General features: G+C 67.6%; 29 protein-coding genes. 17 read left to right on the top strand and 12 right to left on the bottom strand.

Annotation, left to right across the window (positions count from 1 at the left end; translation table 11 throughout):
- The first annotated feature begins 93 nt into the window (after nucleotides 1-93).
- Complete coding sequence (locus tag BLW38_RS05145) at nucleotides 94-1,353, top strand: ABC transporter ATP-binding protein (RefSeq protein WP_092815188.1); 1,260 nt, start codon at nucleotides 94-96, stop codon at nucleotides 1,351-1,353.
- Nucleotides 1,354-1,488: 135 nt separating this feature from the next.
- On the opposite strand, the gene BLW38_RS16150 is transcribed toward BLW38_RS05145, so the two are convergent.
- A complete protein-coding gene (locus BLW38_RS16150) occupies nucleotides 1,489-1,635 on the bottom strand; it encodes a DUF7550 family protein (protein WP_177167426.1) in 147 nt (48 codons plus the stop codon).
- Between the two features lie 77 nt (nucleotides 1,636-1,712).
- Here BLW38_RS16150 and BLW38_RS05140 point away from each other — a divergent pair, with 77 nt between their 5' ends.
- Nucleotides 1,713-2,387, top strand: coding sequence for a uracil-DNA glycosylase family protein (locus BLW38_RS05140; RefSeq protein ID WP_092815694.1), 675 nt, complete (start codon nucleotides 1,713-1,715; stop codon nucleotides 2,385-2,387).
- 43 nt (nucleotides 2,388-2,430) lie between these two features.
- Here the strand turns inward: BLW38_RS05140 and cyaB are convergent, their stop codons facing one another.
- Nucleotides 2,431-3,018: a class IV adenylate cyclase gene (gene cyaB, locus BLW38_RS05135; protein ID WP_092815185.1), complete on the bottom strand. Its 588-nt coding sequence runs from the start codon at nucleotides 3,016-3,018 to the stop codon at nucleotides 2,431-2,433.
- A 255-nt stretch (nucleotides 3,019-3,273) separates the two neighbouring features.
- Between cyaB and BLW38_RS05130 the strand changes: the two genes are divergently transcribed.
- From BLW38_RS05130 to BLW38_RS05120, 3 genes are all read left to right on the top strand, one after another.
- Complete coding sequence (locus BLW38_RS05130; protein ID WP_092815182.1) at nucleotides 3,274-4,215, top strand: FKBP-type peptidyl-prolyl cis-trans isomerase; 942 nt, start codon at nucleotides 3,274-3,276, stop codon at nucleotides 4,213-4,215.
- Between the two features lie 120 nt (nucleotides 4,216-4,335).
- The gene (locus BLW38_RS05125; protein ID WP_092815179.1) at nucleotides 4,336-4,596 is read left to right on the top strand and encodes a hypothetical protein; all 261 of its coding nucleotides are present in this window, start codon (nucleotides 4,336-4,338) and stop codon (nucleotides 4,594-4,596) included.
- Nucleotides 4,597-4,672: 76 nt separating this feature from the next.
- Nucleotides 4,673-5,710 carry a sodium:calcium antiporter gene (locus BLW38_RS05120; protein ID WP_092815691.1) on the top strand — a complete coding sequence of 346 codons (1,038 nt, stop codon included), beginning with the start codon at nucleotides 4,673-4,675 and terminating at the stop codon, nucleotides 5,708-5,710.
- Between the two features lie 66 nt (nucleotides 5,711-5,776).
- Here BLW38_RS05120 and BLW38_RS05115 read toward each other — a convergent pair whose 3' ends face one another.
- From BLW38_RS05115 to BLW38_RS05100, 4 genes are all read right to left on the bottom strand, one after another.
- A complete protein-coding gene (locus BLW38_RS05115) occupies nucleotides 5,777-6,406 on the bottom strand; it encodes an RAD55 family ATPase (protein ID WP_092815176.1) in 630 nt (209 codons plus the stop codon).
- Nucleotides 6,407-6,437: 31 nt separating this feature from the next.
- A complete protein-coding gene (locus BLW38_RS05110) occupies nucleotides 6,438-7,316 on the bottom strand; it encodes a MinD/ParA family ATP-binding protein (protein WP_092815173.1) in 879 nt (292 codons plus the stop codon).
- A 78-nt stretch (nucleotides 7,317-7,394) separates the two neighbouring features.
- The gene (locus BLW38_RS05105; protein ID WP_092815170.1) at nucleotides 7,395-7,769 is read right to left on the bottom strand and encodes a YlbF family regulator; all 375 of its coding nucleotides are present in this window, start codon (nucleotides 7,767-7,769) and stop codon (nucleotides 7,395-7,397) included.
- 124 nt (nucleotides 7,770-7,893) lie between these two features.
- Nucleotides 7,894-8,544 carry an alpha/beta hydrolase gene (locus BLW38_RS05100; RefSeq protein WP_092815167.1) on the bottom strand — a complete coding sequence of 217 codons (651 nt, stop codon included), beginning with the start codon at nucleotides 8,542-8,544 and terminating at the stop codon, nucleotides 7,894-7,896.
- A gap of 202 nt (nucleotides 8,545-8,746) precedes the next feature.
- Here BLW38_RS05100 and dph2 point away from each other — a divergent pair, with 202 nt between their 5' ends.
- The gene (gene dph2 / locus BLW38_RS05095) at nucleotides 8,747-9,790 is read left to right on the top strand and encodes a diphthamide biosynthesis enzyme Dph2 (protein WP_092815164.1); all 1,044 of its coding nucleotides are present in this window, start codon (nucleotides 8,747-8,749) and stop codon (nucleotides 9,788-9,790) included.
- Between the two features lie 21 nt (nucleotides 9,791-9,811).
- On the opposite strand, the gene BLW38_RS05090 is transcribed toward dph2, so the two are convergent.
- From BLW38_RS05090 to BLW38_RS05080, 3 genes are all read right to left on the bottom strand, one after another.
- Nucleotides 9,812-10,303, bottom strand: coding sequence for a TIGR00725 family protein (locus tag BLW38_RS05090; protein WP_092815161.1), 492 nt, complete (start codon nucleotides 10,301-10,303; stop codon nucleotides 9,812-9,814).
- A 113-nt stretch (nucleotides 10,304-10,416) separates the two neighbouring features.
- Complete coding sequence (locus tag BLW38_RS05085; RefSeq protein ID WP_092815158.1) at nucleotides 10,417-10,749, bottom strand: DUF5798 family protein; 333 nt, start codon at nucleotides 10,747-10,749, stop codon at nucleotides 10,417-10,419.
- 85 nt (nucleotides 10,750-10,834) lie between these two features.
- Nucleotides 10,835-11,431: an AsnC family transcriptional regulator gene (locus tag BLW38_RS05080; protein ID WP_092815155.1), complete on the bottom strand. Its 597-nt coding sequence runs from the start codon at nucleotides 11,429-11,431 to the stop codon at nucleotides 10,835-10,837.
- A 121-nt stretch (nucleotides 11,432-11,552) separates the two neighbouring features.
- Here BLW38_RS05080 and BLW38_RS05075 point away from each other — a divergent pair, with 121 nt between their 5' ends.
- The 3 genes from BLW38_RS05075 (at nucleotide 11,553) to BLW38_RS05065 (ending at nucleotide 13,425) form a co-directional block, all read left to right on the top strand.
- Entirely contained in the window at nucleotides 11,553-11,750 is a 198-nt protein-coding gene (locus tag BLW38_RS05075; protein WP_092815152.1) for a heavy-metal-associated domain-containing protein, read from the top strand.
- Between the two features lie 95 nt (nucleotides 11,751-11,845).
- Nucleotides 11,846-13,006: a thiolase family protein gene (locus tag BLW38_RS05070; RefSeq protein WP_092815149.1), complete on the top strand. Its 1,161-nt coding sequence runs from the start codon at nucleotides 11,846-11,848 to the stop codon at nucleotides 13,004-13,006.
- Nucleotides 13,003-13,425: a PhlB family protein gene (locus BLW38_RS05065; RefSeq protein ID WP_092815146.1), complete on the top strand. Its 423-nt coding sequence runs from the start codon at nucleotides 13,003-13,005 to the stop codon at nucleotides 13,423-13,425. The genes BLW38_RS05070 and BLW38_RS05065 overlap by 4 nt, the downstream gene beginning before the upstream one ends.
- A gap of 90 nt (nucleotides 13,426-13,515) precedes the next feature.
- On the opposite strand, the gene BLW38_RS05060 is transcribed toward BLW38_RS05065, so the two are convergent.
- Together BLW38_RS05060 and BLW38_RS05055 are read right to left on the bottom strand one after the other, a co-directional pair.
- The gene (locus tag BLW38_RS05060) at nucleotides 13,516-14,409 is read right to left on the bottom strand and encodes a DUF7547 family protein (protein ID WP_092815143.1); all 894 of its coding nucleotides are present in this window, start codon (nucleotides 14,407-14,409) and stop codon (nucleotides 13,516-13,518) included.
- Nucleotides 14,410-14,459: 50 nt separating this feature from the next.
- A complete protein-coding gene (locus BLW38_RS05055; protein ID WP_092815140.1) occupies nucleotides 14,460-15,542 on the bottom strand; it encodes an NADH:flavin oxidoreductase/NADH oxidase in 1,083 nt (360 codons plus the stop codon).
- Nucleotides 15,543-15,680: 138 nt separating this feature from the next.
- On the opposite strand from BLW38_RS05055, the gene BLW38_RS05050 reads away from it, so the two are divergent.
- The 3 genes from BLW38_RS05050 (at nucleotide 15,681) to BLW38_RS05040 (ending at nucleotide 19,188) form a co-directional block, all read left to right on the top strand.
- A complete protein-coding gene (locus BLW38_RS05050) occupies nucleotides 15,681-15,899 on the top strand; it encodes a hypothetical protein (protein WP_092815137.1) in 219 nt (72 codons plus the stop codon).
- Nucleotides 15,900-16,017: 118 nt separating this feature from the next.
- Complete coding sequence (locus tag BLW38_RS05045) at nucleotides 16,018-17,358, top strand: HEAT repeat domain-containing protein (protein WP_092815134.1); 1,341 nt, start codon at nucleotides 16,018-16,020, stop codon at nucleotides 17,356-17,358.
- Between the two features lie 66 nt (nucleotides 17,359-17,424).
- Nucleotides 17,425-19,188, top strand: coding sequence for a phospholipase D-like domain-containing protein (locus tag BLW38_RS05040; protein WP_245710048.1), 1,764 nt, complete (start codon nucleotides 17,425-17,427; stop codon nucleotides 19,186-19,188).
- A 95-nt stretch (nucleotides 19,189-19,283) separates the two neighbouring features.
- On the opposite strand, the gene BLW38_RS05035 is transcribed toward BLW38_RS05040, so the two are convergent.
- Nucleotides 19,284-21,323: a DHH family phosphoesterase gene (locus BLW38_RS05035; RefSeq protein ID WP_092815131.1), complete on the bottom strand. Its 2,040-nt coding sequence runs from the start codon at nucleotides 21,321-21,323 to the stop codon at nucleotides 19,284-19,286.
- A 122-nt stretch (nucleotides 21,324-21,445) separates the two neighbouring features.
- Here BLW38_RS05035 and BLW38_RS05030 point away from each other — a divergent pair, with 122 nt between their 5' ends.
- The 5 genes from BLW38_RS05030 to BLW38_RS05010 all read left to right on the top strand — a co-directional run bounded on the left by BLW38_RS05030 (nucleotide 21,446) and on the right by BLW38_RS05010 (nucleotide 26,114).
- Nucleotides 21,446-22,042 (top strand): Mov34/MPN/PAD-1 family protein, encoded by a 597-nt coding sequence (locus BLW38_RS05030; RefSeq protein WP_092815128.1) that lies wholly within the window; start codon nucleotides 21,446-21,448, stop codon nucleotides 22,040-22,042.
- Nucleotides 22,039-22,482: an adenylyltransferase/cytidyltransferase family protein gene (locus BLW38_RS05025; RefSeq protein WP_092815125.1), complete on the top strand. Its 444-nt coding sequence runs from the start codon at nucleotides 22,039-22,041 to the stop codon at nucleotides 22,480-22,482. Before BLW38_RS05030 ends, BLW38_RS05025 begins: the two co-directional genes overlap by 4 nt.
- A 106-nt stretch (nucleotides 22,483-22,588) precedes the next feature.
- On the top strand, nucleotides 22,589-24,070 hold the full coding sequence (gene cyoE, locus BLW38_RS05020) for a heme o synthase (protein ID WP_092815686.1): 1,482 nt from the start codon (nucleotides 22,589-22,591) through the stop codon (nucleotides 24,068-24,070).
- A gap of 104 nt (nucleotides 24,071-24,174) precedes the next feature.
- Complete coding sequence (locus BLW38_RS05015; protein WP_092815122.1) at nucleotides 24,175-25,362, top strand: ABC transporter ATP-binding protein; 1,188 nt, start codon at nucleotides 24,175-24,177, stop codon at nucleotides 25,360-25,362.
- The gene (locus tag BLW38_RS05010) at nucleotides 25,359-26,114 is read left to right on the top strand and encodes an ABC transporter permease (RefSeq protein ID WP_092815119.1); all 756 of its coding nucleotides are present in this window, start codon (nucleotides 25,359-25,361) and stop codon (nucleotides 26,112-26,114) included. Before BLW38_RS05015 ends, BLW38_RS05010 begins: the two co-directional genes overlap by 4 nt.
- The last annotated feature ends 8 nt before the right edge of the window (nucleotides 26,115-26,122 follow it).

Raw genomic sequence — 26,122 nt, 5'->3', positions numbered from 1 at the left:
GTGTGTCAACACGGGACGAGCGAAACGGTTTTAGGGGTTCCTAAAGTATGAATCAGCAACGAACCCATTCGCGGCGTTTCACCCTCTCTGACCATGTCACACCAACGCAGCTCCGTTCGCGGGACGGCCGAACCGACCGATACGGACGGTGATGGGGCCTCAACATCGACTGCGAGGCCATCGTCCGGGTCGCGTGCCGCGCTCGATCCCGAGACCGCGGCCGACACCCGTTCGCGGACGACGTCGCGGTCCGATCCGATCGGCAGTGCCGACCCCGACGAGGTCGTCACCGCAAGCGAGACCGTGCTGGCGCTGGACGGCGTCCACAAGCGGTTCGGCTCCGAATCGGCGGTCTCGGGCGTTGACCTGGCGGTTCGAGACGGGGAGCTGTTGACCCTGCTCGGTCCCTCCGGCTGCGGGAAGACGACCACACTCCGGATGATCGCCGGCCTGGAGACGCCCAGCGAGGGGCGGATCGCGATCGGCGACGAGTGCGTCGCGGAACCGGACCAAAGCACTGCGCCGGAGGACCGCGACGTCGGGATCGTCTTCCAGAACTTCGCCTTATTCCCCCATTTGACCGTTCGGGAGAACATCGCGTTCGGCCTTTCGGACCGGTCGGACGCCGAGATCGAGGCGCGCGTCGACGAGCTGCTCGATCTGGTGAATATGCCGGATCACGGGAAGAAGACGCCGGACCAGCTGTCGGGTGGCCAGAAACAGCGCGTCGCGCTGGCCCGGTCGCTGGCTCCGAAGCCGGACGTGCTTCTCCTCGATGAGCCGTTCTCGAACCTCGACGTTCGGCTCCGCGTGGAGATGCGCGAGGAAGTCCGACGGATCCTCAAGGCGGCGGGCGTCACCGCCGTCTCGGTGACCCACGACCAGGAGGAGGCGCTCTCGATCTCCGACCGGATCGCCGTGATGCACGACGGCCAGCTCGAGCAGATCGGCTCCCCCGAGTCGGTGTTCGAACAGCCCGAGTCGAAGTTCGTCGCCTCCTTCCTCGGGCGCGCGGCGTTCCTCAAGGGACACCTCCGTGAAGGCTCCGTTGAGACCGGTATCGGGAGGTTCAACGCCGCAACGCTCGAGGGGTACGACACGGTCTACGACAGCGCGCCGGTCGACGTCCTCGTCCGCCCCGATGACCTCCGAGCGTCCCCCGCGGCGGACGGCGTCGCCGACGGTACCGTCGTCTCCCGGCAGTACGTCGGTCCCTCGTTCATCTATCGCGTCGAGCTCGACTCCGGGGAGTCGGTCCACTGCCTGCACAACCACTCCGAGGAGTTCGACCTCGACGAGCAGGTGTCGGTCGACCTCGTCGCCGATCACCCGTTGGCCTGGTACCCGCGGTAGCCGCCGCTCGTCGACTGGTTCTCGCGGACGTCACCGACGGTGGTCGAACGCGGCCGTGATCGTCGTCCCATCCGACCGGTTCCGGGGACGCCATCCCGGCCGTCGCCGATCGCGACGTGACACGATGGGCCGAGACTACAGCAACAGCGCCGGGACGAGGTACGCGATCGCGAGACCGATCAGGAGAACGACGCCGCCGGTGAGCGCCTGGCTTCCGGTGAAATCCTGCATCGGGGACGTGACGCGTGCGTTCGGGTCGGGTTCCGCGGAATGGTCTGCCATACTCGACGATCGGAGCGGACCCACAAAAACGGATCCGATCCGAACGCCATTTGGGCGGCACCGTCGTAGCCGTCGTCGTGCGAAACGTCACCGATCGGCTCCGGAACCCGTTCGGAATGCGGCCCGGCTGCGCCGAGTACGTCCCCGGATACGGCGACGCAAACGCCGATTTTCACGTGATCGGTGACCACCCGGGCGTTCACGGCGGGCGGACGTCGGGGGTCCCGTTCACGGGCGAGACGTGGTCCGAACGGTTCTTCGGTGCGCTCGCTGACGGTGGGCTCGTCAGCACCGATGCATCCGGTGATGGCGACGCCGAGACGACGCCGTGGATCGACATCGGGAGCACGTTCCTGTCGTACCTCCACTCGTGTGTTCCGGACACGAGCGTCGCCGACCCGTCCGAGGACTCCTATGCGGAACTCGAACCGGTCTTCGACGCCGAACTGCGGGCGATCGCCGCCCACGTACTGCTGCCGGTCGGAGATCGGGCGACCCGCCACGTCATCGAGTCCTACACCGCCAAAACGTGGGCCGAGATCGACGCGGCCGGCGGCCTCGAGGCGGTCCACGGAACCGAACTACTCGGCTCCGGCTGGCTGGTCGTTCCGATCCGCGATCCGCGGGACTGGGGATCCGACCACGCGGACCGGCTGTCGGCGGGGCTGCGTGAACTCCGCCGAACCGACTACCGGCGCGAGAGCGATCTCGGTCGGTTCATCGCGGGCGAGGACCCCTACTACGTGCGGTGACCGGTGGTTCACTGTCCGATCCGGAACACGCCCTCACCGCCGGTCAGGCGTCACCGTCGAGCAACAACCCGAGGTAGGACGTTCGGATCTGGTCGTCCGGGTCGAGGCCGAGCTCTCGGAGCAGGTCGCCGGCGTGATCGCGAGCGGCGTCGATCCCGTCCGCGGTCTCGATCTCCCGTTCGATCTCGACGAACTCGCCGACGTCGTCGACGCGGTCCAGCGTCAGGGTGTACCCGTCGAGCCGGTAGAACTCGCGGCGTTTCTCGACGGTCGCGGTCGGCGTGTATCCGAGCCCGTTGAGGATCGCCGCCAGCTCCTCGCCGTCGGCGACGGTCGTCTCGTGCTCCTCGCGCGTTTTCGACGCCTCGTCGACGAGGGGCCCCTTATACGTCACCTTCGTTCGCGGCGTCGTGCCGTCATCATCCGTGCGTGACCCAGCGGCTTCCGACCCGGCAAGCGGTCGTTCAACCCGGATCCGAAGCGCCTCGTCGGTCGCGGCGAAGTCGCGGTCGGGTGCGTCGTAGTACGTGTCGACCTGCCGGATCGCCTCCAACCGATCAGCGTCGGTCGACGAGAGCCGATCGCGAACGGCGGCGACATCGGCGGCCACCTTGAGCTCGACCTCGTACATACACCCCTCGACGACCGTGCCGATGAAAAGGCCGCCGTTCGCGGCGTCGACGACCGGAACACGGTCACCCGACAGGCAACGACCGCTGTCACCCGACAGGCAACGACCGCTGTCCGGAAGCAGTAGCTGGATACCCGGGAAATGGGCGCGTGTCGTCTGTACTCCCCGAATTCCCGCGTTATACCCGAACTGATCGGAGCGGACTCGTGGGGGAGAACCGTGCTTCTTAAGGGTGCAACGGGGGATCGTTGGGGTATGAGTGACCAAGAGCAGGCCGACGCGGCCGCGGACGCCAGCGAGGCCGATAGCGAGGAGACCGAGGACGCAGCAACCGGCCTGCAGGACGGCGATTTCGTCCGTATCGCCTACACGATCCGAACCGCCGACGACGACCAGGTCATCGACACGACCGACGAGGCGGTCGCCGAAGAGGCCGAGATCGACACCGAGGAGTACGAGTTCGAGCCGCGCATCATCGCGATCGGCGCCGGTCACGTCTTCGCCAGCGTCGAGGACGCGCTCATCGGCGCCGAGGCCGGCGACGAGGGGACCGTCGACGTGCCTGCGGCGGAGGCGTTCGGCGAGTACGACCCCGAGGAGGTCGAGACGGTGAAAGCCGACAAGATCGGTGAGGACGAGCGGTACCCGGGCGCGCAGATCCAGATCGACGGCCAGCAGGGCCGCCTGGAGACGATCATCGGCGGCCGCGCGCGCGTCGACTTCAACCATCCGCTGGCCGGCGAGGACCTCGAGTACGAGTACGAGGTTCTCGAGGTCATCGAGGACCGCGCGGAGAAGGCCACCGGAATGCTCGGAATGTACCTCCAGGAGGAACCCGAGGTCCGGATCGAGACGGTCACCGAGACCGAAGAGGTTCCGGCAGAGGACGACGACGAGGAGCCCGAGACCGAGGAGGTCGAAACGGACGTCCTCTACATCGAGGCCTCCCCCGGGATGCAGATGAACCAGCAGTGGATGTTCCAGAAACAGCAGGTCGCCCAGGACCTGATGGACCGGCTGGACCTCGACCGCGTCGTCATCGAGGAGGTCATCGAGGGCGGCGGGATGGGTGGTCTCGGTGGAATGATGGGCGGTATGGGTGGCGGCGGCGCCGGCGACATCGAGGACGCTCTCGAGGACGTCGACGTCGACGCCGACGACCTGGCCGAGGAACTCGAAGACCTCGACGAGGAGTAACGCTACACGCCACCCACGCCATCCGGCCCGCCGACCGGCCCGCCGGCCGGAAACGGGCGACCGTGGGCGTTCACACGGCGAACCGATGTCTTTTGAACGGTCGCACACACAGCCACGCGTATGGACCTCGAAGACGCCCGCGAGGACGTGATCGTGGCGGCCGTCGCCGCAGTCTCGACGATCGCGGTCGCGGTTGTCGGCCGCCTGGTTCCGGTCACCGACCCCGGAACCGTGCCCACCCTCGCGCCGATCGGGGTGTATCTGCTGTACCTGTTCACCCGCAAGGGCGGCCCCTATACCGCCCTCGATACGGTTCGCAACTGGGGCCTGCTCGCGGTGGCAAGCGCGTTCGCGGCGATCGGGTACGGGATTCTCGGATGACGGGTGGACGAGCGTCGCGGATGTGGGGGCCGGTGCCGATGACGGGAGACCGATGCCGATGACGGACGGCGTGCCGCTGGCACTCGGCGGTCTCCTCCCGTCGACGCCGGCCGCCGACGTCGTGGTCATCGCGATCGCCACCGCGGTCGTCTGGGTCGCAAGCGGCTGGCTCGAGGAGGCGGCCGAGGCGCTGTCGGCACAATACGGCCTGCCGGCGGTCGTCCAGGGCTCGATCGTCGTGGCGGTGGGGTCGAGCTTCCCGGAGTTCGCAAGCGTCGTGGTGACGGCCCTGGCCGGCGTCTTCGAGATGGGGGTGGGAGCGATCGTCGGGTCGGCCATCTTCAACGTGCTCGTGATCCCGGCGCTGTCGGCGCTCGCGACCGATGCGGACCTCGATACGAACCGGGCGATCGTCTACAAGGAGGCGCAGTTCTACATGATCGCCATCTCCGCACTCGTCGTGACCTTCGCGCTCGCGGTGATCTACGTTCCGGTGCCGGAGCCGCCGGCGCTGGTCGGGGAGCTCACCCGACCGTTGGCCGTGATCCCGCTTGGACTCTACGGGCTGTATCTCTTCATCCAGTGGCAGGACGTGGGCGACCACGTCGCGGGCGAGCCCCCGACCGACATCTCGGTCGGTCGCGAGTGGGCACGGCTCGTCGGCGGCCTCCTGGGGATTCTGATCGCCGTCCAGACGCTCGTCGGGGGCGTCGAGTCGCTCTCGACGACGTTCGGCATCCCCGAGTTCCTCGCAGGAGTGACGATCGTCGCCGCCGCCACGAGCCTCCCCGACGCGCTCGTGAGCATCCGGTCGGCGACCGACGAGAAGGGAATCACGAGCCTCGGGAACGTGCTCGGATCCAACACCTTCGACCTCCTCGTCGCGATCCCGATCGGCGTCCTGCTCGTCGGGAGCGTCCCGGTGAACTTCGCGGTCGCCGCCCCGCTGTTCGGCGTGTTGACGCTCGCGACGGTGGTCCTGTTCGCGTTCCTTCGAACCGGGCTCCGGCTCACCGCGATCGAGTCCTATGCGCTGCTCGCGGTCTACACGCTGTTCATCGCGTGGATGGTGGCCGAGACGATCGGCCTCACCGGGCTCATACACGTCGGGTGAAGCGACGCCGGACGACGCAGCAGGCATGGGTCCACCGGCCCGATCGGTCGGACGGAATCCACGTCCTCAGGCGATGTCGCGGCTCGTGTCGATGGTGACCGACTCCGCGAGCTTGAGCTTCACCGGTTCATCGAGGGCGGCGCCGCCGCGGAACTTCGGCACGGCGAGGCGATTGATGACCTCGTTGGCGGTGACCTCGGTGTGGAGATCGAACACGACGTCCGCGACGTGTTCCGTGAGATCGCGGTTCGACGGGACGTCCCGGCCCTTCATCGCGTGGATGACGGCGACGCTGCCCGTGTTTGTCATATGCGTCTGTAAGGTGTTGAGGAATCGCCGATATCGGGCAGTGTCGTGGCGTTCGAGGGGATCGACGGCGTCGATGATGAGGTTTGCCTCCTCCGGAAGCGTCGCGATCAGGTCGTTGGCGTGGTCGAGATCGAGAGCGGTATCCCCGCCGATGTCCCGGATCGTCGGGTCGCCGACGCGCGTCGTGGACCGTTCGATCCCGTCACGAACGGCCTCCTCGGACCGGATCGTCGTGAGGTAGAGCGTGCCGCGGGCGGCCGTGAGTTCGTAGAGGAACAACTCGACCTGGCTCGCCGGCGACGCCGTCAGCGCGACGATGCTCCCGCTCGGGATGCCGCCGCCGAGTTGGCGGTCGAGAACGGAGATTCCGGTCGGGAGCCGCGCCATAGGTCGACTACGCGTTCCAGGGTTAAACCGTTTATCGCGGATATGCCCAGTTCGACGGGTCGACGTCGGTCGTCCGTCTGCCGGACGTCGTCCGGTCGTCCCGTGGACCGGGCGCCGCTCGATCACCCCGTGGACCGGGCGTCATCCGATCATCCCGTGGATCGGTTGAGGGCGTGCGCTCGGTCGGCGGGACCACGTCCTCACTCCGGTTACCGATCGATCGTGGGGACGTATCGTCACCGATCGACTGTCGAAGTTCGTCCGCGATCTCCCGGTAGGCGGCGCGCACGCGGGCGTCAGACACCACCGGCGGGCGAACGGCCGGAACGGCGCCGAGGACGGGTGTCGACAGGAACGTCGAGACGTCTTCCGGTACGGCTTCAGCCCGCATCACGACGGCCCCGATCGGGTCGGCGTCGAGTTCTCGAGCCATCGCCGCGGTCTTGGCCGTGTCGCGAAGCGCCGGCGGGGAGAGCGTGGTCACGAGCAGCGTCCGATCGGCGACCGACAGCGGTACGGCCGCGTCCGGGCCGGCTCCGGAGGGACAGTCGACGAGCGTCGCGACGACCGACTCGCTACTCGACTCACGACATCGGTCGAGATGATAGGCTACGTCCGCGTCGCCGAGATCGATCGGCGGCGGGATGACTCGAACTGTGCCGTCGGATCGATGGCCGATCGTCGCGTCGCGGGTCGACGGCTCTCCCGGGGCCGGTTGGGACTCACGGGGAGTGCGCCGTGTCTCACCGGGAGTGTGTTGAGGGTCACGAGGGATCCCGGCAAGCGCGTGGAGATTCGGCATATCCCAGTCTCCCTCGACGGCACGGATCGTTCCAGGGAGCGTCCGCGCGAGCCCGAGGGTGGTCGTCGTTTTCCCACACCCGCCCTTTCCGCCGGCGACGGCGATCATAGGGCAGGCTGGGTCGGTATTGGATATAAACGTCGGGTCAACCCCCGGACCGAGACGAGACTGCGGATCGCTTGCGAGCTAGTCGTGACAGCAGCCGCCGGCTTCGCCGCCGAAGTCGATCGAGAGCGGCTCCGAGATCGCCTCGTTGACGGCCGCAAGTCGGTCGGTCAGTTCCTCCTGCGCGTCGAGGTACTCCGCCATCTTCGGCATCGAGTGGAGCTCCTCCTGGACGCGCTGGACCTCGTTGAGCCCGGACTGGGTCGCCTGTCCAGTCTGCTGGGCCGCCATAAACTCCTGGCGGAGTCCCTCGAACTCGTCGATCTTCTCCTGGACAGCGTCGTCGTTCTCGACCGCCGTCCTGGCCGCCTCGAACCGTTCGTACTCGGGGAGCTGGGTGATCCGGTCGCCGATCTGTCGGCCGAGGTCCTCGACGGTGATCGCTTCGGCACTCATAGGATATGGTTGGTGATGCGACGGTTTCAACCTGCCGGATGCGACGGATCCGAGCCATCCGGCACCGGACACCGATACAGGGTGTCCAATGGCGTGCGTCCGGTGTCGCGTCATCGGCGCTGCGTCAGCGATGGGCGTCGACGAACGCGACGACGTCGGCGAGTTCGTCGGGGCCGACCCCGTGACCGACCGGGTACGTCTCGGAGGTGACGTCGGCGCCGAGTTCCTCGAACCGCTCGGCCGCACCCTGTACGCGTTCGATCGGGATGACACGATCACCGGTTCCGCCGCCGATGAAGACGGGTTTGTCCACGATCCCGTCCGGATCCAGATCGGTGTGGGAGTCGGGGAGATAGCCGTGCAGCCCGACGACCCACGCGAACGTCTCTGGCGACTCGAGAACCAGACTCAGACTCGTGATCGCGCCCTGACTGAACCCCAGCAGTCCGAGGGCATCCGGATCGAGGTCGTAGGCGTCGACCGCCGCAGACACGCTCTCGGCGACCGCATCGAGGCTCCGTCTGAAGTCCTCCGGATCCGGCTGGCTCTGATGGAGGCCGCCGTTGGAGAGGTCGAGTTCGTACCACGTGTATCCGCCCTGGAGCGGGTCGGGTGCCCGGAAGCTAACCACGTGGACGTCGTCGCCGAGCTCACCGGCGATCGGCAGGAGGTCCTGTTCGTCGGCTCCGCGTCCGTGAAGGACGAAAACTGCCGGCTTCCCGGCCGGATCGTCATCGGGCGCGACGTGGACGTGCTCGAGCGGGATCTCGCTCATACCCCCTCATTCGCCCGCCGTCGGGATGTGCGTGTCGGCTCGGACAGCGATGTGGTCGGTGGAGGCGAGGTGGATGCGGTGGGGTCGGCGGCGCCGAGGCAGGTGGGAGCGAGGCCGGTGACGGCGCCGGCGTGCGAGAGAACGGCACGGGATAGCGGGCCCGAACGGGCGATTTAACCGTCGTGGACGGTATCGATCGGGTATGAGCGGCGGGTCAACGGAAGGCGATCTCACGCGGACGGGGATGGCCCTCAAACACGACCGAGAGTGGGACTACGAGCTGGAGCGCGTCATCGACGCGATCGAGGAGCGGGACGCCTCGACCGTCGGACTGCAGTTCCCCGAAGGACTCAAGCGGCGCGGCCCGAAGGTCGCCGACGACCTGCGCGAGCGCGCGCCCGACGACGTCACGTTTATGCTCTCCGGGCAGCCCTGCTACGGCGCCTGCGATCTCGATACCTACCTGATGCGGCGAACCGATGTCTTCGTCCACTTCGGTCACACGCCGATGAAGGAGTCGGACAAGATCATCTACGTCCCCCTCTTCTCGAACGTCGACCCGTTCCCGATTATGGAGGAGTCACTCGGGGAACTTGCCGACACCGACGTGGACCCGAACGTCGGTCTCGTCACGACCGCCCAGCACATGAACCGGTTCGACGAGATGACCGAATGGCTCGAGGAGCGCGGCTACGAGGTCCACACGCGCCGCGGCGACGACCGGCTCACCAAGGAGGGACAGGTGCTCGGCTGCAACTACGCGTCGGCCGACATCGACGCCGACCAGGTGCTGTACGTCGGCGGCGGGAAGTTCCACCCCGTGGGGCTCGCGATGGAACATCCCGACAAGAACGTCGTGATCGCCGACCCGGTCAACAACGTCGTGACGATCGCCGACCACGAGAAGTTCCTCAAACAGCGCTACGGCGCCGTTCACCGGGCGATGGACGCCAAGACGTGGGGCGTCATCTTCTGTACGAAGATCGGACAGGGCCGCTGGGAACAGGCCGAGGAGATCCTTGAGAACAACGACGACGCCTATCTCATCACGATGGACGAGGTCACCCCGGATCGACTCCGGAACTTCGATATGGACGCGTTCGTGAACACGGGCTGTCCCCGGATCACGACCGACGACGGCCCGCAGTTCCACAAGCCGATGTTGACGCCCGGCGAGTACGAGGCCGCCGTCGGCCAGCGTCCCCTCGAGGACATCGAGTTCGACACGTTCCACGGAACCTGGTAACGATTCTCGCGACGTTTCCGATCAGTCGGAGTCTCGGACGTGACCGTCGTCGACGGCCGCCTCGACGACTGCGACCGCTTCAGCCGGCGTTTCGACCGCTTCGAACCGATCGAGCGCCTTGATCCCCTCACAGTCGTGCGTTCCGAGCCCGACGATGGGGCGGTCGTAGACGGCGGCCATCCCGATCTCCGAAAGGGTTCCGGCGCCTCCAGCCAGTGCGATCACGGCGTCGCCGTTCTGGACCACGAGCGCGTTCCGCGCGTGGCCGATCCCGGTCGCGATCGGAATCGTGACGAACCGGTTCGCCGTCGACCGGCGGTCTCCGGGGAGGATCCCGATCGTTTCGGCCGGATCGTCGGCGGCCCGAGCGCCGCGACAGACGGCCGCCATCGTCCCGCCGAGGCCGCCACAAACGACGGTGTGACCACGGTCGGCCAGTTCGCGGCCGACCGCCTCGGCGATCCGTGCCTCCGAGTCGTCGATCGAACTCCCGCCGATGACGCTGACGCGCATATCCGAACCTGGCCGAAGAACGAGTTAGGCGGATCGGTTCGCCGGTTCGGCTCCCGATGGCGGCGCCGTGCCGAGGCCGTTCAAGCGTCGTTCGGGCGTCGTTTCAACGCCGGTCAGGAGTCGTCGTCGACCGCCTCATCATCACCGTCCGTGTCGGCGCTGCCGTCATCGCCAGCGTCGTCGGCCTCGTCATCCGATTCGGCCTCGGTGATGTGTGCGTCGGTGCTGACCGCCTCGAGGTCGACGCCGACCTCCTCGGCGACCGCGTCCAGGACCGCGCGCTGTTCGGCCATCTCGGTCTCGAGCTGGCGGACCCGATCGCCGGTCTCGGTGACCGTCTCCTGGGTCTTTTCGACCTCCTCGCGCAGATCGTTGAGTCGTTGATAGGTCTGTTCCGCCTTCTCCGCGAGCGTCTGGATCTTCTTGGCCGTGCCGCCGAGTCCCATACGCTCCGATACGGCCGGAGGTATGTGTGCGTTTCCGTTCGCGGACCGATCGTGATCCTGATCCGCCTCCGTTCTCCCGACCCGGTCACGCGCCCTCCTCGATCCGGTCGTATCGGTCCCGAAATCGTGAAAGACAGGACCCGCAACAGAAGTGGTACAGCGTGCCGTCGATGCGTGCGGATTCGCCCTCCTCGGTGACGGAATTGCCGCACTCCACACAGTCGATCGCGAGGTCGACGTCCGGACCGATCGTGGAGTCCCACGCGTGGGACTCGAGCAGCCGGACCGAGACGTCCCGGGCCACGTCGGGGTCGTCGAGGACGTCCGCGATCAGGTCACCGACGGCTGCCGGATCGAGAGTGGCGGTACACACCACCTCGCCGTCGGCCGTCTTGAAGGCGTGGTCAACGCAATCGTGCCCGCGAAGGGTGCCGTAGGCGTCGTCGACGGCCGAAAGCGGCAGGTCGAGACGGACGAGGACGGCGACGCCGCTCGAGAGCGTCCCGGGGTCGACCCGGAGTGTGAACCCCTCGATCACGCCGATCTCCTCGAGTCGGTCGACCCGATCCGAGACCGCCGGCGCCGAGAGGTCGACTCGGTCGGCGATGTCGCTGAACGGGCGTCTGGCGTCCTCGCTCAACAGCGCGAGGATCTCGCGGTCGGTGTCGTCGAGGGTTCGCATAGGGTACTTTGGCTATCCAAGTTTAAACCTCGATCGGCTATGCGTTTCTGGTTCGAATTGGGGTGATCGAATTCGGATCGAAAGGGAAATCGACATCAATCATCGGGCCCAAGGTATCGGTATGACGGAATACACGGTGTCAGGAATGGCCTGTGACGGATGCGAAACCGCAGTCGTCGAGGCGCTCTCGGAGGTCCCCGGCGTCGAGGACGCAACCGCGGACCACGAGGCCGGGATCGTCACGGTCTCCGGCAATGCCGAGGCCGAGGCGGTCGTGGCCGCGATCGACGACGCGGGCTACGAGGTCGTCGACGCCTGACGCTCACCACGGGATTCACCTGCGAGGACGGGATCGGTGACGGGAACCGGAACGGGAAGGGGAAGGTATACGACCGGGGCGTCGCATCGACCGGTATGGACCGTGTCGCGATCATCGGTGCGTCGATGACGCAGTTCGGCGAGCGTGACGGGTGGGTGCTCGATCTCCTCTCGGAGGCGGGGACGGCCTGTCTCGCCGACGCCGGCGTCGACGCGAGCGAGCTCGACCACCTGTACGTATCGAATATGGCCAGCGGCGAGTTCGAGGGCCAAACCGGCATCCCGAACGCGCTGGCCCACGACCTGGCGGCGACGCCCGCCTACACCGCTCGGATCGACCAAACCTCCTCCTCGGGCGGCGCGGGCGTGTACGCCGCCTGGCAGTCGGTCGCCTCCGGCGCCTCCGAGCTGACGATGCTCGTCGGCGGCGAGAAGATGACCCATCGGAGCACCGCCGAGTCCACCGACGTGATCGCCTCGCTCACGCATCCGGTCGAGTACAAACACGGCGTGACGCTCCCCTCGTTCGCGGGGCTGACCGCCCGCCTCTACCTCGAGACCTACGACGCACCCCGCGAGTCGCTTGGCAAGGTCGCGGTGAAGAACCACCGCAACGGCGTCGACAACCCCCACGCCCAGTTCCGCAAGGCGGTCGATCTGGAGACCGTCCTCGAGTCGCCGATCGTCGCCGACCCGCTGCGCCTGTACGACTTCTGTCCGATCACGGACGGGTCGGCCGCGCTCCTCTTCTGCCCGGAATCGGTCGCCGAGGAGTACGTCCCGGCCGACGACTACGTCACGATCGCGGGGATCGGCGGCGCCACCGACACCCACGTCGTCCACGAGCGCGCGGATCCGACCACGATGGGCGGCGTCGTCGACTCGAGCGAGATCGCCTACGAAATGGCCGGGATGGAGCCCGACGACGTCGACGTCGCGGAGCTACACGACATGTTCACCATCCTGGAGTTCCTCCAATCCGAGGACCTCGGCTTCTTCGAGAAGGGCGAGGGGTGGCGCGCCGTCGAGGAGGGCGTCACTGACCGAGACGGCAAGCTGCCGATCAACACCTCCGGCGGGTTGAAGTCCAAGGGGCACCCGCTCGGCGCCTCCGGCGTCGCCCAAGTCTACGAGATATTCTCCCAACTGACCGGGCAGGCCGGCGCGCGGCAGGTCGGGGCCGACGTGGGATTGGCGTGTAACGTCGGCGGGTTCGGCAACTGCGTGACGACGACCGTGATGGAGGCGGGACGATGAGCGGGCCGAACGCTGCTGCCGGCGACGAGGAGACCGACGACCCGGTCTTCGAGGCGGCGGAGTACGCGGACGGCACAGTGAGTTACCCGCCGCACCCGGTCGGCCCGAACGGAGCGGAGCGCGTCGGGACGGTCGACCTCCGGGAGTACGAGGCGACGGTGGTCACCTGGACGGAGTCGACCGCGACGCCGCCGGGCGTGCGCGCGCCGAACACCCTCGCGATCGTGGAGTTCGATCTCGGCACGGAATACGACGGCCCGCCGGTCCGGGCGATCGGCCAGGTCGTCGAGGACATTGACGTCGCGGTCGGCGATCCGGTGACGCCGGTCTACGTCGAGGAGCTCCGCGACCCCGACGCCGGGATCCGCGAGCCCGACAGCCAGGACTGGGACGGGTTCCGGTTCGAGCCGATCGAGTAGTCGGACCGGACGAGCGATCCGAGCGCCGGTCGTCGTCGGGGTTTCGAGTTCGAGGGCGGGGAGGAACGATTCCGCCTCCGCTCGGCGCGTTCACTCGTCCTCGTCGGTTTGCCTCTCGTCGTCGGCTTGCTCGTCCTCGTCGGTGTTCGCTTTCGTTCCGTCGTCGGTTGCTTCCGATTCCTCGTTGGTCGCTTCCGATCCAGCATCGCTCTCGATGTTCCGCTTTATCGACTCGAGTTCGGCGTCAACGTCGACGTCGGGCGTGTCCGAGCCTTCGTCCTGCCCGTCGCCCGGTCCTCCGTTCTGCTCGTCGTCCGAATCGGCGTCCTGTGTGGGCTCCGTGACGTCGATCGAGACCGGTTCCGCCGCGGAATCGCGTCCGGCTCGATCGGCGTTTCCGGCTCGGTCACGAGTCTCCGCGTCCGCCAGTCGCGTCTCGATCTCGGCGGTGAGTTCGCGTGCATCCTCGAGTATCTCCCGGGAAGTCGCCTCTCGCGGGAGATCCGACTCCGAGAGGGCACGGTGAAGCTCGGAGAGCGATCGCGTGAGCCCGGCGGCCGCGCCGTCGCGAACGTCCGCGAGCCGATCGTCCCCGGTTCGGGCTCGATCGCTGCCGCGACGCCCGGGCATCGAGCGATCGTCCGTCGGACGGAGCTTGCCGTCAGGATCCGCGAGGCGAAGCGACGCCTGGAGCAGCTCGAGCGACCGGATCGTCGTCTCAAGGAGCGCGATCAGCGTCGGGATCGTGTAGCGTTCGGTGAGCCGCAACAGCTCGACCGGGTTCGGCGGACGGAACGGCGGGCGTCGGTCCGACCCCGAGATCGAGCTGTCGGAACCGAACCATCGCCCTGACCCCCGACGATCGGCCTCGAGGTCCGACCGGAGCTCGGCGAGCACGTCGGTCAGCTCGGCGAGTCGGTCCTCAAGGGGTTCAGCATCGGTCGGTCCGGTCTCGTCGGAGCGATCACGGTCGGAGGGAGCCATTATCCGGGATACGTCGTCCCACACCAAAAGTGGGTGGGGAGATGACGAGGCTACTCGAAGCGGGCGCGACTATACTGGACCGGCCATTCGATCTCGGCGCCGAGTTCGTGGGCCGCCTCGAGCGCCCACTGCGGATGGCGGAGGTGTTCCCGGCCGAGCGCGACCACGTCCGCACGTCCGTTCCGCACGAGCGCGTCGGCGTGGGTCGGCTCGGTCACCTTGCCGACCGCCGCGACCGGCACGTCGGTGTCCTCACGGATCGACTCGGCGTACGGAACCTGGTAGCCCGGTCCGGACTCGGGGACCTGCTGATCCGGATGGGTTCCGCCGCTGCTGACGTCGATCAGGTCCGCACCCGCCTCGGCCAGCGCCGGCGCCAGCCGGATCGAGTCCGCGAGGTCCCACGCCGCACGGTCGGGGAGCCAGTCGGTCGCGGAGACCCGGACGAAGACCGGCTTGTCGTCGGGCCAGACGTCCCGGACCGCCGCGGTCACCTCCCGCGTCAACCGCGTTCGGTTCCGGAAGCTTCCGCCGTACTCGTCGTCCCGATCGTTTGCGACGGGGGAGAGGAACTCGTGAAGCAGGTAACCGTGGGCGGCGTGGACCTCCGCGATCTCGAAACCGGCGTCGCGAGCCCGTTCGGCCGTGGCGACGAACGCGTCGATCACGTCCGTGATGTCGTCGTGATCCATCGTCCGCGTGCGCGGCGGCTCGGCGTCCGGATAGGGATACGGCCCGCTCGGGGCGATCGTCTCCCAGCCGCCCTCCTCGGGCCCGAGCGGGGCGTGTCCCTCCCAGGGTCGCGTGGTCGAGGCCTTCCGGCCGGCGTGTGCGAGCTGGATCCCGGGCGTCGCCCCTTGCGACCGGATGAACGAGGTTATTGGCTCGAGTGCCTCTGCGTGGTCGTCCGACCAGATTCCGAGGTCCTGCGGGGAGATCCGCCCCCGTGGTTCGATGGCGGTCGCCTCAGTCATCACGATCCCGGCACCGCCGACCGCGCGGGATCCCAAGTGGACCCGATGCCACTCCGTCGGAAACCCGTTTTTGGCGGAGTACTGGCACATCGGTGATACCATCACGCGGTTCCGTATCTCGGTATCCCGGAGCGTGACCGGGGAGAACAACGACGGCATATCGGACCAACGGTTCCGGAACGGTAAGTCGCACCGATCGCTGCCGAGAGACGCACCGAACCACCGGGTTGTCCCTGGCCCCCCGATCATTTAGGCCGACCAAAACCATTATGTGTTCGAGCGAAATACGGACCGATAATGCCCCCTGGGAACGGGACCGACACCGATCGACCGACGCCGGTCGACGGGACCGTCGTCGGTGACGGCGATCGACGAAACGACCACGATCCGGCTGAAACGTGCTCACGCCCGGCAGTCACGGTCTCTCGCACCTCTCCAGGGAAACGTGTCTTCTCCGAAGCCAATAACCCCGACGGCTGGATCGCGACCGATCTCGCCGTCGAACCCGAACGATAGCGATCCACGGGACGACAGTCGACCGCGACCACACGTGGCACTCGTCGGTTCGTGGTGGCCACCCACAACGACGGGCGAAGGGAAACGACTTAATGGACTACGCGCGCAGTTTCGGTATATGAGCAACGGCGAGGACGACGCGGACGACGCCCCCGAGGAGGCGTCAACGGAACAGGACGCGGCGGCACCCGAACTCCCCGAGGACGCCACCGAGGAGAGCCTGAACGAGTATCTCGACGAGATCGAGACGCTATTGGCGGACGCCGAGACGGAGGCGGATCTCGACGACGTCGAGGCGCTTCTCGATGACGCCGAATCGTCGCTCACCGACGCCGACCTGGGAGACGCGGAGACCGAGGACGAGAACGATGAGGACGAAGAGGCCGCGGATCCCCAGGAAGCGCTCGAGTCCCGGATCGATGACCTCCGAGCCGACCTCGAGGACGCTCGTGGTCCCTACGCCGGAGACGTCGTCGCGTCCATCGAAACGGCGATCGAGACGATCGAGAACACGGAATGGACCGACGCCGGCACCGTCGATATCGAGGCCGCGATCGAGTCGTTCGCTGCCGACGTCGCGGACGAGATCGACGTCGACGTCGAGCCCGAGACCGACGACGTCGAGGCGCTCGTGTTGACCCTCGAGTCCATCGCCGAGGCGGTCGCGGACGCCGACCTCGATGCGGACGCGGACGCCGACACGATCGACGCGCTCGTGGCGAGCGTCGAGACGCTATCGGACGACCTGGAGGCCGCCGAGGAGTGGGACGACCTGAAGACGAACGAACAGCTGCAAGCGCAGGGATTCTACGACGTGCTCGGCCACTACAAGGACTATCCGGTTGAGTGGTCCGCGCTGAAGGTCCACGAACAGGAGGGCAACGTCGAGATGATCCTCCTCGCGCTCGACGCCTTCCAGTCGGAGTTCATGGAACGACACTGCCTCGAGGCCCTCGAACGGATGGGCAAACGCGCGGCGACCGACGACGCAGTCGACCGGATGCTCCAGCGGGCCGGCAAACGCGAGAAGCCGGCGATCCGGATCCTCGGCAAGATGGCGGCCACGGAAGCCACCGAGACGTTGGTCGAGTACGTCGACGAGGACTCGGACCCGCAGCTCCAGAAGGTGACGTTCAAGGCGCTCGGCGAGATCGGCGCGACCGAGGCCGTCCAGCCGCTCGCGAACAAACTCGAGATGGAGAACGATCAGGTTCGCCCGTACGCGGCCCGTGCGCTCGGACTCCTCGGCGACGCACGCGCGATCGAACCCCTGGCGGAGGCTCTCGAGTCCGACGACTCAGACGACGTCCGCGCCGCGGCCGCGTGGGCGCTACGCCAGATCGGGACGACGGACGCCCTCGAGGCGGTCGCCGAGTACACCGGCGAACGCGTCTTCATCGTTCAAACCGAGGCCGAGAAGGCCGAAACGGCCCTCGAGACCGCTGCAACGCCCGCGTAAGCCGTTCGGTTTTTTGCCCTCGTTTCTTCTCCGGATGTTTATAAGCGAAACCGCGCCAGACGTCCCGTGCGTTCGATCGATGCCACATCGACTGGCCCGCGGTGGTGCCGTCTCCTCCTCGTCGTCGCGCTCCTGCTTGGAGCGGCGATCGGCGGCGTGAGCGTCCCGACGGCCGCCGCCGGCGCGTCAGAATCGACGACGCTGGCGCCGAGCAAGACCGTGGACGGGGAAACGGCGACCACCGGTGGTGGAGCGACGGGGACCGTCACGGATCGGAAGAACACCTCGGTCGCCTCCGGTGGAGTCATCGTCGAACTGTATCCGAACCCGATCGCGGCGGGTAACGAGGGTGAATACCTGATCGTCGACCTGCCGGTCGCCGGGAACTGGACCCTCTCGGACGGCTACTACGACACGCGGCTCCCGTCGAACGTCTCCGGTCGGATCGCCCTGAGTACGGCGCCGAATGCCGCAAGCATCCACGTCGACGTTCTCGTTCACCGGTTGCCCGGGTATTTTCCGTTGTCGGCATCCGGCGACCGGATCGTCCTCGCCTATGACGGCGAGCCGGTCGACGTCGTCGCCTACGAACGGGCTCGGGAGGCCGAGGTCTGGAACCGGTCGTGGGAGGGACTCCGCGGCAACGGGTGGCGTCCGTACGGGTACCGACCGCACGGCTCCGACAGCATCGATCCGTCCGCCGACCCGGCGAACCGCTCCGCGACGGTGGAGGCGTTCGTCCTCCCGGACGCGAGCGACGCGCCGCTATCGGCGATCGAGGGGGCCGAAGACCGGCTGTTTCTCGCCGGCTACACGTTCTCGTCGACGCGGATCGCCGACGAGCTGATCGAGGCGCACCGGCGCGGCGTGACGGTTCGGGTTCTCGTCGAGGGCGATCCGGTCGGCGGGTTCTCCGCGGAGACCGCGCGAACGCTGGATCGCCTCGCCGCGGCCGGGATCGAACCACGCGTCCTGGCTGGACCGCGATCCCGGTTCGCCTACCACCACCCGAAGTACGCGGTCGTCGACGGTCGAGCGGTCGTTCTCACCGAGAACTGGAAGCCCTCCGGAACCGGTGGCGCGGGGAACCGCGGCTGGGGCGTCACCGTGTTCGACCGCGGGTTTGCCGACGAGCTTGCGTCGGTGTTCGACCGGGATGCGACCGCGATCGACGCGGTGCCGTGGCGACGGGCCCGCGAAACCGTGACCACCCACGAAGGGGGACGCGCCAACGGGACCTATCCGACGCGGTTTGAACCCCACCGGACGACCGCCTCGAACGTCGAGCTGCTGCTCGCCCCTGAGAACGCGGCCGACGAGATCGTCGAGCGGATCGACGCCGCCGACGAGCGCGTGCTCGTGACCGTCCCCCGAAGCGACGGCCCCGAGTGGCGGCTGTTGAACGCGGTCATTCGAGCGGCCGAGCGAGGCGTCGACAGTCGTCTCCTCCTCTCGAACGCGTGGTACGACGCGGAGCAGAACGAGGCGCTCGCCGCGCGGCTGAACGCCCGAGCCGCCGCCGACTCGATCCCGCTGTCGGTTGCGGTGACCGAACCCCGGAGCCGATACGCGAAGATCCACGCTAAAGGTCTCGTCGCCGACGACACCGTCGTCGTCGGGAGTCTCAACTGGAACCCGTCAGCCGCGACCCGGAACCGCGAGGTACTGGTCGCGTTCGAGAGCGCCACGGCCGCGGACTACTTCCACAGGGTGTTCGTCGCCGACTGGCGCGGCGGCAGCGTCCGGTTCCCGATCGGAATCACGGGGGGACTCGTGACCGTCGGCGGCGCGGCGCTGGTGCTGGTCCGTCGACGGGTGGCGTTCGCGTGAGACTCACGACGGATCCGGTACGGATCAAGTGAAAACAGATGTCTGCGGAACCCGAACAGCAACCCGTCACGCGTCGTCGACGGCGGGGTACCGACCTACTCCTCGAGGACTGTCGCCGAGGAGAGCGCCTCGTCGATCTCGGCGTCGGCCATCTTCTCGACGAGCGACTCGATGACCTCCTCTCGCCGACCCTTCACGAACTTGATGGAGCCGACGACGAGGTGACCGCCGCCCGAGACGCCTGCCTCCGGAAGCTCATCGTTCAGTTCGGTGACCATCCGCGGGATGTCGAGTCTGACGCCGTCCGAGCGCAGGACGGCGAAGTCCGGGCCGTAGCCGATCGTTATCACCGGATCGCCGGTCTCCTGGACCCGGGTGTCGTGAAGCTCGCCGGTGGTCTTCCCCGGCGCGGGGTAGGTGAACCGGTGGGCGTACTCGTCGAGGTCGATGCGGTAGAGATGTGCTTCGGAGGCGAGACGCTCGTGTTCGACGTGGCCATCGAGCGCCGAGAGCTGCCGGTCGACGTCGCGTTCGGCGCGTTCCGAGAGGAACTCCACGAGACGCTCGTGTCGATCGGCGTCCTCACAGCCGACGTTCAGGACGTCGTTGACGAGCGTTTTGCCCTCCGAATAGCGGAGCCAGTGGGCGGCGTAATCGAGCGCCTCGCCGATGTCGAGGACGTCGTCGCGGTCGTAGCCGGCCGCGTCGGCCAGCTCGAGGTAGTCGCTCATCGTCTCTGCCTTCGACCGGTCGGAGAGGCCGGCGACCGCCGGAACGTGGTTCAACTCGCCGTCGATCGTGGGATCGATCAGTCGGGCGAGCTCGACACACATCATCCCGGTGGTGATCCGGTAATCCTCGTCGTAGAGGTACGGGTTGACGTGGGCGTCCAACAGCGGCTCGACCGCCTCCGGGTCCGGATGGTGGTGGTCGACGGCCGCGATCGGGATGTCGTAGTGGGCGAGATTCTCGTAGGCTGGGACGTCCTCCTCGGTCGACCCATTGTCGAGCATCAGCAGGAACGGAAGCTTCTGGCCGTGGCGCGCCTGGCCGTCCAGCGCGAAGTTGAGGTCGCGGGTGACGTCCTCCATCTCGTAGTAGGGCGCCTTGCTGGGCAGCCGCTTGAACAGGTGTCGCGGCGCGTCCAGGTCCTCGTGGACCGTCTGCACGAAGTTTTCGAGCGCGTGTTGGACCGGGATCGCTGCACACATTCCGTCGCCGTCGGCGTGGTGACGGACCCGGATCGGTCGCCCCTCAAGAACGGTCCGCCGCAACAGCCTGGCGAGGTCGCGGAGGTCCTCCCGGATCGGGGCGAACGCGTCCCACTCCACGAGCGGATCGACATCGCGGGGCTCGGCCCGCTCCTCGATCGCCGACTCCAGCCGCGCTCGAGCCTCGCCGTTTCGATCGCCGGAGATCGGCGTCATCGACTCGACCTCGATCTGGATGGCATCCTCCCGGATCTCGACGTCACCGCCGACCCGGACGAGGTCGCCGACGGAGATCTCGGGGTACGCCCGAACGCCCGCCTCCTCGAAGGCGGCACAGGAGACGATCCCGGAGGCGTCGGAGACGGCGAAGATCGTCGGCCCACCGGTCTGTTTGGCCTGCACGACCTCACCCTCGATCGTGACGTTCGTCGCCGGTTCGAGGCCGCGAACACGCGTGATGGCAGGTTCGTGCTCGATTATCTCGGTTCGGTAGTCGGTCAGCGACACGTCGTCGAAGGCGATGTCGCCGTTCTCCCGTATCTCCTCGAGGTCGACGACGAGCCGATCGCCGACGTCATAGTCGCCCGCGAGATTCGATTCGTGAACGAGTCCGGAGACCGCATCCGAAACGTCGACGAAGACGCCGTACTCCACGACGCCGTTGACTTCGGCGTGATAGTAGGCGCCCGTCTCGACGTCGACGCGTGTGCAGTCCGGTGCGAGGTCGTAGACGACCGGCCGGTCGTCCTCTGGGCTCGCGTCGGGGTCGGCGGGAACGTCGTCCTCGAGGGTCGCGTCGGAAGCGGTTCCCACATCGGCATCGTCGACGTACTCGAACGCGTCGGTCCCCTCGGCGTGTTCGGCCTCGGGTTCGGGACTCGAATCGTCCCGCGTGCCGGAATCCCCGGCGGTCTGGTCGGTCATACCGATCGGTTGCGGACGAGCCGGTGTTAAGCTTGTTATCTTCGGTTTCGCGCGTGCGTGTCGGTGTGCCGGCGGGCGATGACTCCGGAATCCCTTTGAATCGACGGCTCGGAGGGCGACGTATGCGCCTGTTCCGGTCGGACGAACTTCTCGGGATCGCCCGGGAGACGATGGAGTTCATCCTCGAGGCGTGCGAGGACACGCACCCGAACGAGTATATGGGATTCCTCCGCGCGGAGGACGCACGCAAGCTCGACCTGGATACGGACCGATCCGGACAGGTTATCACGGACGTCCTCGTGATTCCGGGGACGGAGTCGAACCCGGTCAGCGCGACCGTGCGAACGAACATGAAGCCGAACGACGTCCAATCGGTCGGATCGGTTCACTCCCACCCGAACGGAGCGCTCCGTCCGAGCGCGGCCGATCTGGCGACGTTCGGACAGGGACAGATCCACATCATCGTCGGCGCACCCTACAAGTGGGGCGACTGGCGGGTCTTCGACAACGAGGGCGATCCGACGACGATCGACGTACTCGACGTCGATCTACCGGAGTCACACTTCTTCGACTTCACGCAGGCGGACATCGATCGGGAACTGGAGGCGGAAGGCGTCGACGTCGACACGGCGACGGACGCCGAGAACGGGGAGACGCGCCGCTCCGACCGCGATGACGACGCAAACGACGGGGACGACGCCGGCGGGTGGTTTCGGTGACCCGCGTCCTCGCACAGGGCACCTTCGATCTCCTGCATCCCGGACACGTTCACTACCTCGAGGACGCCGCGACCTACGGCGAGGAACTGCACGTCATCGTGGCTCGGGCGGCGAACGTGACCCACAAGCGTCCGCCGATCCTTTCGGACGAACAGCGACGGGAGATGGTCGACGCCCTTGCCGCGGTCGACACGACCCATCTCGGCCACGAATCCGACATCTTCGTCCCCGTCGAACGGCTCGATCCGGACGTCATCGTCCTCGGATACGACCAGCACCACGACCGGGAGGCGATCGCCGAGCAGCTCGCGGGCCGGGGGATCGACTGCCGCGTCGAGCGAGCCAGTCCTCGGGAGCAGCAATACGCGGACGAGGTCCTCTCCACGGGCGCCATCATCGACCGGATCCTCGCCGAGCGCGGCGGCGACGTTGACCGGTAGGGCGTCCTGAGGATCGCTCGCTCGGACCGATCGACCCGGCGGATCGACTCGGGAGACGTTCGCCAAAGCGCGGGAGATATATGTGGCCGACTCGAAGCCGGGATCAGTGACCGTATCCGACCGCGTCCCGACGCTGCTCTCGGCCGCGACGATCGGGATCTATCTCCTGTTGGTCGTCGGCGCGACGACGGCTCTCTCGGACGCGACCACCGCCTGTGCCGCCTGGCCGGCGTGTGGAACCGGATACACGACGCCGACGGACCCGATCGGGTGGATCGCGATCGGGCACCGCGTGGCCGCGATCGTCGTCGGCCTTCTCGTGGTCGCTGCGGCGGTGGCGGTCTTTCGCGACCGCGCCGCGACCCGGGTCAAAGCCGCGACGGCGCTCGTCCTTCTCGCGTACCCGATACAGGCGGGGTTCGGTGCCTACATCGCGACCACGGACATCACGCGATCCGTCTCGGTGCTACATCTGGTGACGGGGATCGCCATCTTTGTCACGTCGCTGGCGGCACTGACGTGGTGGCTCGAGGCCGAAACCGGGGATCCCGACGAGGACCCGACGCCGGCCGGATCCGTCCACGACGATCCCGTCGTTGAGCCCGGTTCGACCGGCGACGCCAACCCGACCGTATCCCTCGACCCCGACACCGACGACGCCTCCGCCTCCGCCTCCGAATCCCCGTCCATCCCGGCCGGTGGCTGGCCGCGACGGGTGGCGACCGCACGGGCGTATTTCCGGCTGATGAAACCCCGGTTGATGTGGCTGCTGTGTCTCGTCGCCGCGGCAGCGATGGCGCTTGCGGACGGAATGGTCGACGGAGCGGCGTTCACGCCGCGAACCATCGCCTTCACCCTGGTCGGCGGATCGCTGGCGATCGGCGCCTCGGGGACGTTCAATCACGTGTTCGAGCGCGACGTCGACAAGCGGATGCAACGAACCGCCGATCGACCGCTCGCGCTCGATCTGATCCCGGTCAGCCACGCGATCGCCTTCGGCCTGTCGCTGACGGTGATCTCGGTGGGGGTGTTCTGGCTGGTGAACCCGCTTGCGGCGGCGCTCGGGGTCACCGCGATCGCGTTCTACAGCGTCGTTTACACGTTGGTATTGAAGCCGAACACCGTCCAGAACACCGTCATCGGCGGGGCCGCGGGATCGCTGCCAGCGTTGATCGGCTGGGCGGCCGTCACCGGCGAGATCGGCGGCGGCGGGTTGTTGTTGGCCGCGCTCATCTTCCTGTGGACGCCGGCGCACTTCTACAACCTCGCGTTGGCGTACCGCGACGACTACGAGCGCGGCGGCTTCCCGATGATGCCGGTCGTCCGCGGCGGGACGACGACGCGTCGACACATCCTGTGGTACCTGGGTGCGACGCTCGTGGCCGCGGCGGTCCTCGCCGCGACCGCCGACGCGCTGGGGGTCGTCTACCTCGTGGTCGGCGTCGCGCTCGGCGCGGTCTTTCTGTGGGCCGTCGTCAGGCTTCATTACGAACAGACGGAAACGGCGGCGTTCCGCGCGTTCCACGCGTCGAACGCGTATCTCGGGCTCGTGTTGCTGGCCGTCGTCTTCGACTCGCTCGTCGTGTAGCCTCGGCGTATTCGCCCCGCATCGGAGCCGCGTCCTCCATCGTGACGTCCATCTCGATTCGGGAAAGCGAATCCCTTAGGCGGACTCGACTCCGACCGACGGGTATGAGAACCGATTCCGACGCCGACGGGAGCGGTGGCGGGACGACTGCCGATACGGGCGGCGGAACCAACGACGGCGGACGGGCCGACGACGGCGAGCCGGTCCTGCACGCCGCCGACGTGCACAAGTCCTACGGCGACGTGACGGCACTTTCGGGGGCCGACCTCGCGGTCGGTCGCGGCGAGGTGTTCGGGCTCATCGGTCCGAACGGCGCCGGCAAGACCACGCTGGTCAGAGCGCTCACCGGGACGACGTCGGTCGACGGAACCGTGCGCGTCCTGGGGACCCAGCCGGCGGCGGTCGATCCGGAACGGATCGGCCTGCTTCCGCAGTCGTTCGATCCACCCGGGCGGCTCACGGCCCGTGAACTGGTGTCGTACTATGCCGGGCTGTACACGGATGCCCGCGACGTCGATGCCGTCCTGGCCGACGTGGGGCTGGAGTCGGACGCGGACGCCTGGTATGAAACGCTCTCGGGGGGACAGCGACGGCGCGCGTGTGTGGCGACCGCGCTGGTCAACGACCCGGACGTGCTCTTTCTGGACGAGCCCACGACCGGCATCGATCCCGCCGGTCGCCGGGACATCCACCGCGTGATCCGGGCGGCCGCCGCGGCCGGAACGACGGTCTTCCTGACGAGCCACGCGATGAGTGAGGTCGAGCAACTCGCCGATCGCGTCGGGTTGATGCGTGAGGGGACGATCGTCGCCGTCGGTTCGCCGACGTCCCTGATCGCGGAGTACGGCGGGCACCCCACGCTCTCGGTCACGCTTGAGATTCCGGAGACGGACGGCCCCACCGACGCTGCAACCGCTCGCGAAGCCGGCGTCGCCGCGATCCGATCGAACACCCACTTCGAGATCCGGGAGCGGGGGGCACACGCCGACTCGGTTGCCGACCCGACTGCCGGTCAGACAGCCGATGGGACCCACGGACCTCACGGGACGGCGATCGAGGTGGACGACGTTCCGCTCGAGGGGATCAACGACGTGCTCGACGCGCTGACCGCGGCGGGGATCGACGTCGAGTCGGTGTCCTGGAGCGAGCCGTCGCTCGAGGACGTCTACCTCGAACTCACGGGTGAAGCGTACCGTCCCACCGGAACCGAGGAGTCGATCGACACCGCCGACTCGACCGCCGGATCCGGGCCGTCCTCGTCGCGTGCCGCGACCGATGGAGGGAGCCGATGAGCCGCCTGCGTCGGATTCGGTCGGAGACGATCGCGGCGGCCCGATCGTTCCTGCGGCGGCGAACGGCGGTCTTCTTCACGTTCTTCTTCCCGGTGATCCTCGTGGTGATCTTCGGGGCGCTGGTCCGGACACAGCCGACCGGCGGCGGCCTGTTCGCCGAGCCGGCCGGCTACTACCTCCCCGGCTACATCGGCGTCGTCGTCCTCTTCACCCCCCTCTCGCGGGTCGGCTCCGAGATCGCCCGCCATCGTGACGGGAACCGGTTCGAAAAACTGGCGACCACGCCGCTGACCCGAGTCGAGTGGTTGCTCGCACACACGCTCGTGAACGTCGCGATCATCGGCGTTGCAAGTCTGCTCGTCTTCGGACTCGTGTTGCTCGTTACCGACGCCGCCGTTCGCATCACTCCCGCGTTGGCGGCCGTTGCCGCGTTCGTCGCCGTCGGCGTGGCGGCGTTCTGTGGCGTGGGCGCGGTCCTCGGATCGGTGGCCGACACGCAGGACGGGGTGATCGCCGCCAGCAACACGATCGCCCTCCCGCTTCTCTTCCTGTCCGAGACCTTCGTCCCGCCGTCGCTGCTCCCGGGGTGGTTTCTGCCGGCCGTCGCGGTCTCACCGTTGACCTACTTCGCGCGCGGCGTGCGAGCGATCACCTACGACGGCGGGCCGTGGGCCGGGGATCTGGCCGTGCTCGCGGCGATCGCCGTTCTCACGCTCGCCGTCGGGGCGCGGTTGCTCCCGCGAACCGAGTGAGGGGTACG

It is taken from the genome of Halopenitus malekzadehii, from assembly GCF_900108505.1.
Taxonomy (GTDB): Archaea; Halobacteriota; Halobacteria; order Halobacteriales; family Haloferacaceae; genus Halopenitus; species Halopenitus malekzadehii.
This window is presented reverse-complemented; position numbering and strand designations above follow the sequence as displayed.

What these genes read in the sequence shown, in the direction of transcription:
- BLW38_RS05145 (WP_092815188.1), top strand. Translation starts at nt 94, where the DNA reads ATGTCACACCAACGCAGCTCCGTTCGCGGGACGGCCGAACCGACCGAT.
- BLW38_RS16150 (WP_177167426.1), bottom strand. Translation starts at nt 1,635, where the DNA reads ATGGCAGACCATTCCGCGGAACCCGACCCGAACGCACGCGTCACGTCC.
- cyaB (WP_092815185.1), bottom strand. Translation starts at nt 3,018, where the DNA reads ATGTACGAGGTCGAGCTCAAGGTGGCCGCCGATGTCGCCGCCGTTCGC.
- BLW38_RS05130 (WP_092815182.1), top strand. Translation starts at nt 3,274, where the DNA reads ATGAGTGACCAAGAGCAGGCCGACGCGGCCGCGGACGCCAGCGAGGCC.
- BLW38_RS05125 (WP_092815179.1), top strand. Translation starts at nt 4,336, where the DNA reads ATGGACCTCGAAGACGCCCGCGAGGACGTGATCGTGGCGGCCGTCGCC.
- BLW38_RS05115 (WP_092815176.1), bottom strand. Translation starts at nt 6,406, where the DNA reads ATGGCGCGGCTCCCGACCGGAATCTCCGTTCTCGACCGCCAACTCGGC.
- BLW38_RS05110 (WP_092815173.1), bottom strand. Translation starts at nt 7,316, where the DNA reads ATGATCGCCGTCGCCGGCGGAAAGGGCGGGTGTGGGAAAACGACGACC.
- BLW38_RS05105 (WP_092815170.1), bottom strand. Translation starts at nt 7,769, where the DNA reads ATGAGTGCCGAAGCGATCACCGTCGAGGACCTCGGCCGACAGATCGGC.
- BLW38_RS05100 (WP_092815167.1), bottom strand. Translation starts at nt 8,544, where the DNA reads ATGAGCGAGATCCCGCTCGAGCACGTCCACGTCGCGCCCGATGACGAT.
- dph2 (WP_092815164.1), top strand. Translation starts at nt 8,747, where the DNA reads ATGAGCGGCGGGTCAACGGAAGGCGATCTCACGCGGACGGGGATGGCC.
- BLW38_RS05090 (WP_092815161.1), bottom strand. Translation starts at nt 10,303, where the DNA reads ATGCGCGTCAGCGTCATCGGCGGGAGTTCGATCGACGACTCGGAGGCA.
- BLW38_RS05085 (WP_092815158.1), bottom strand. Translation starts at nt 10,749, where the DNA reads ATGGGACTCGGCGGCACGGCCAAGAAGATCCAGACGCTCGCGGAGAAG.
- BLW38_RS05080 (WP_092815155.1), bottom strand. Translation starts at nt 11,431, where the DNA reads ATGCGAACCCTCGACGACACCGACCGCGAGATCCTCGCGCTGTTGAGC.
- BLW38_RS05075 (WP_092815152.1), top strand. Translation starts at nt 11,553, where the DNA reads ATGACGGAATACACGGTGTCAGGAATGGCCTGTGACGGATGCGAAACC.
- BLW38_RS05070 (WP_092815149.1), top strand. Translation starts at nt 11,846, where the DNA reads ATGGACCGTGTCGCGATCATCGGTGCGTCGATGACGCAGTTCGGCGAG.
- BLW38_RS05065 (WP_092815146.1), top strand. Translation starts at nt 13,003, where the DNA reads ATGAGCGGGCCGAACGCTGCTGCCGGCGACGAGGAGACCGACGACCCG.
- BLW38_RS05060 (WP_092815143.1), bottom strand. Translation starts at nt 14,409, where the DNA reads ATGGCTCCCTCCGACCGTGATCGCTCCGACGAGACCGGACCGACCGAT.
- BLW38_RS05055 (WP_092815140.1), bottom strand. Translation starts at nt 15,542, where the DNA reads ATGCCGTCGTTGTTCTCCCCGGTCACGCTCCGGGATACCGAGATACGG.
- BLW38_RS05050 (WP_092815137.1), top strand. Translation starts at nt 15,681, where the DNA reads ATGCCCCCTGGGAACGGGACCGACACCGATCGACCGACGCCGGTCGAC.
- BLW38_RS05045 (WP_092815134.1), top strand. Translation starts at nt 16,018, where the DNA reads ATGAGCAACGGCGAGGACGACGCGGACGACGCCCCCGAGGAGGCGTCA.
- BLW38_RS05035 (WP_092815131.1), bottom strand. Translation starts at nt 21,323, where the DNA reads ATGACCGACCAGACCGCCGGGGATTCCGGCACGCGGGACGATTCGAGT.
- BLW38_RS05030 (WP_092815128.1), top strand. Translation starts at nt 21,446, where the DNA reads ATGCGCCTGTTCCGGTCGGACGAACTTCTCGGGATCGCCCGGGAGACG.
- BLW38_RS05015 (WP_092815122.1), top strand. Translation starts at nt 24,175, where the DNA reads ATGAGAACCGATTCCGACGCCGACGGGAGCGGTGGCGGGACGACTGCC.
- BLW38_RS05010 (WP_092815119.1), top strand. Translation starts at nt 25,359, where the DNA reads ATGAGCCGCCTGCGTCGGATTCGGTCGGAGACGATCGCGGCGGCCCGA.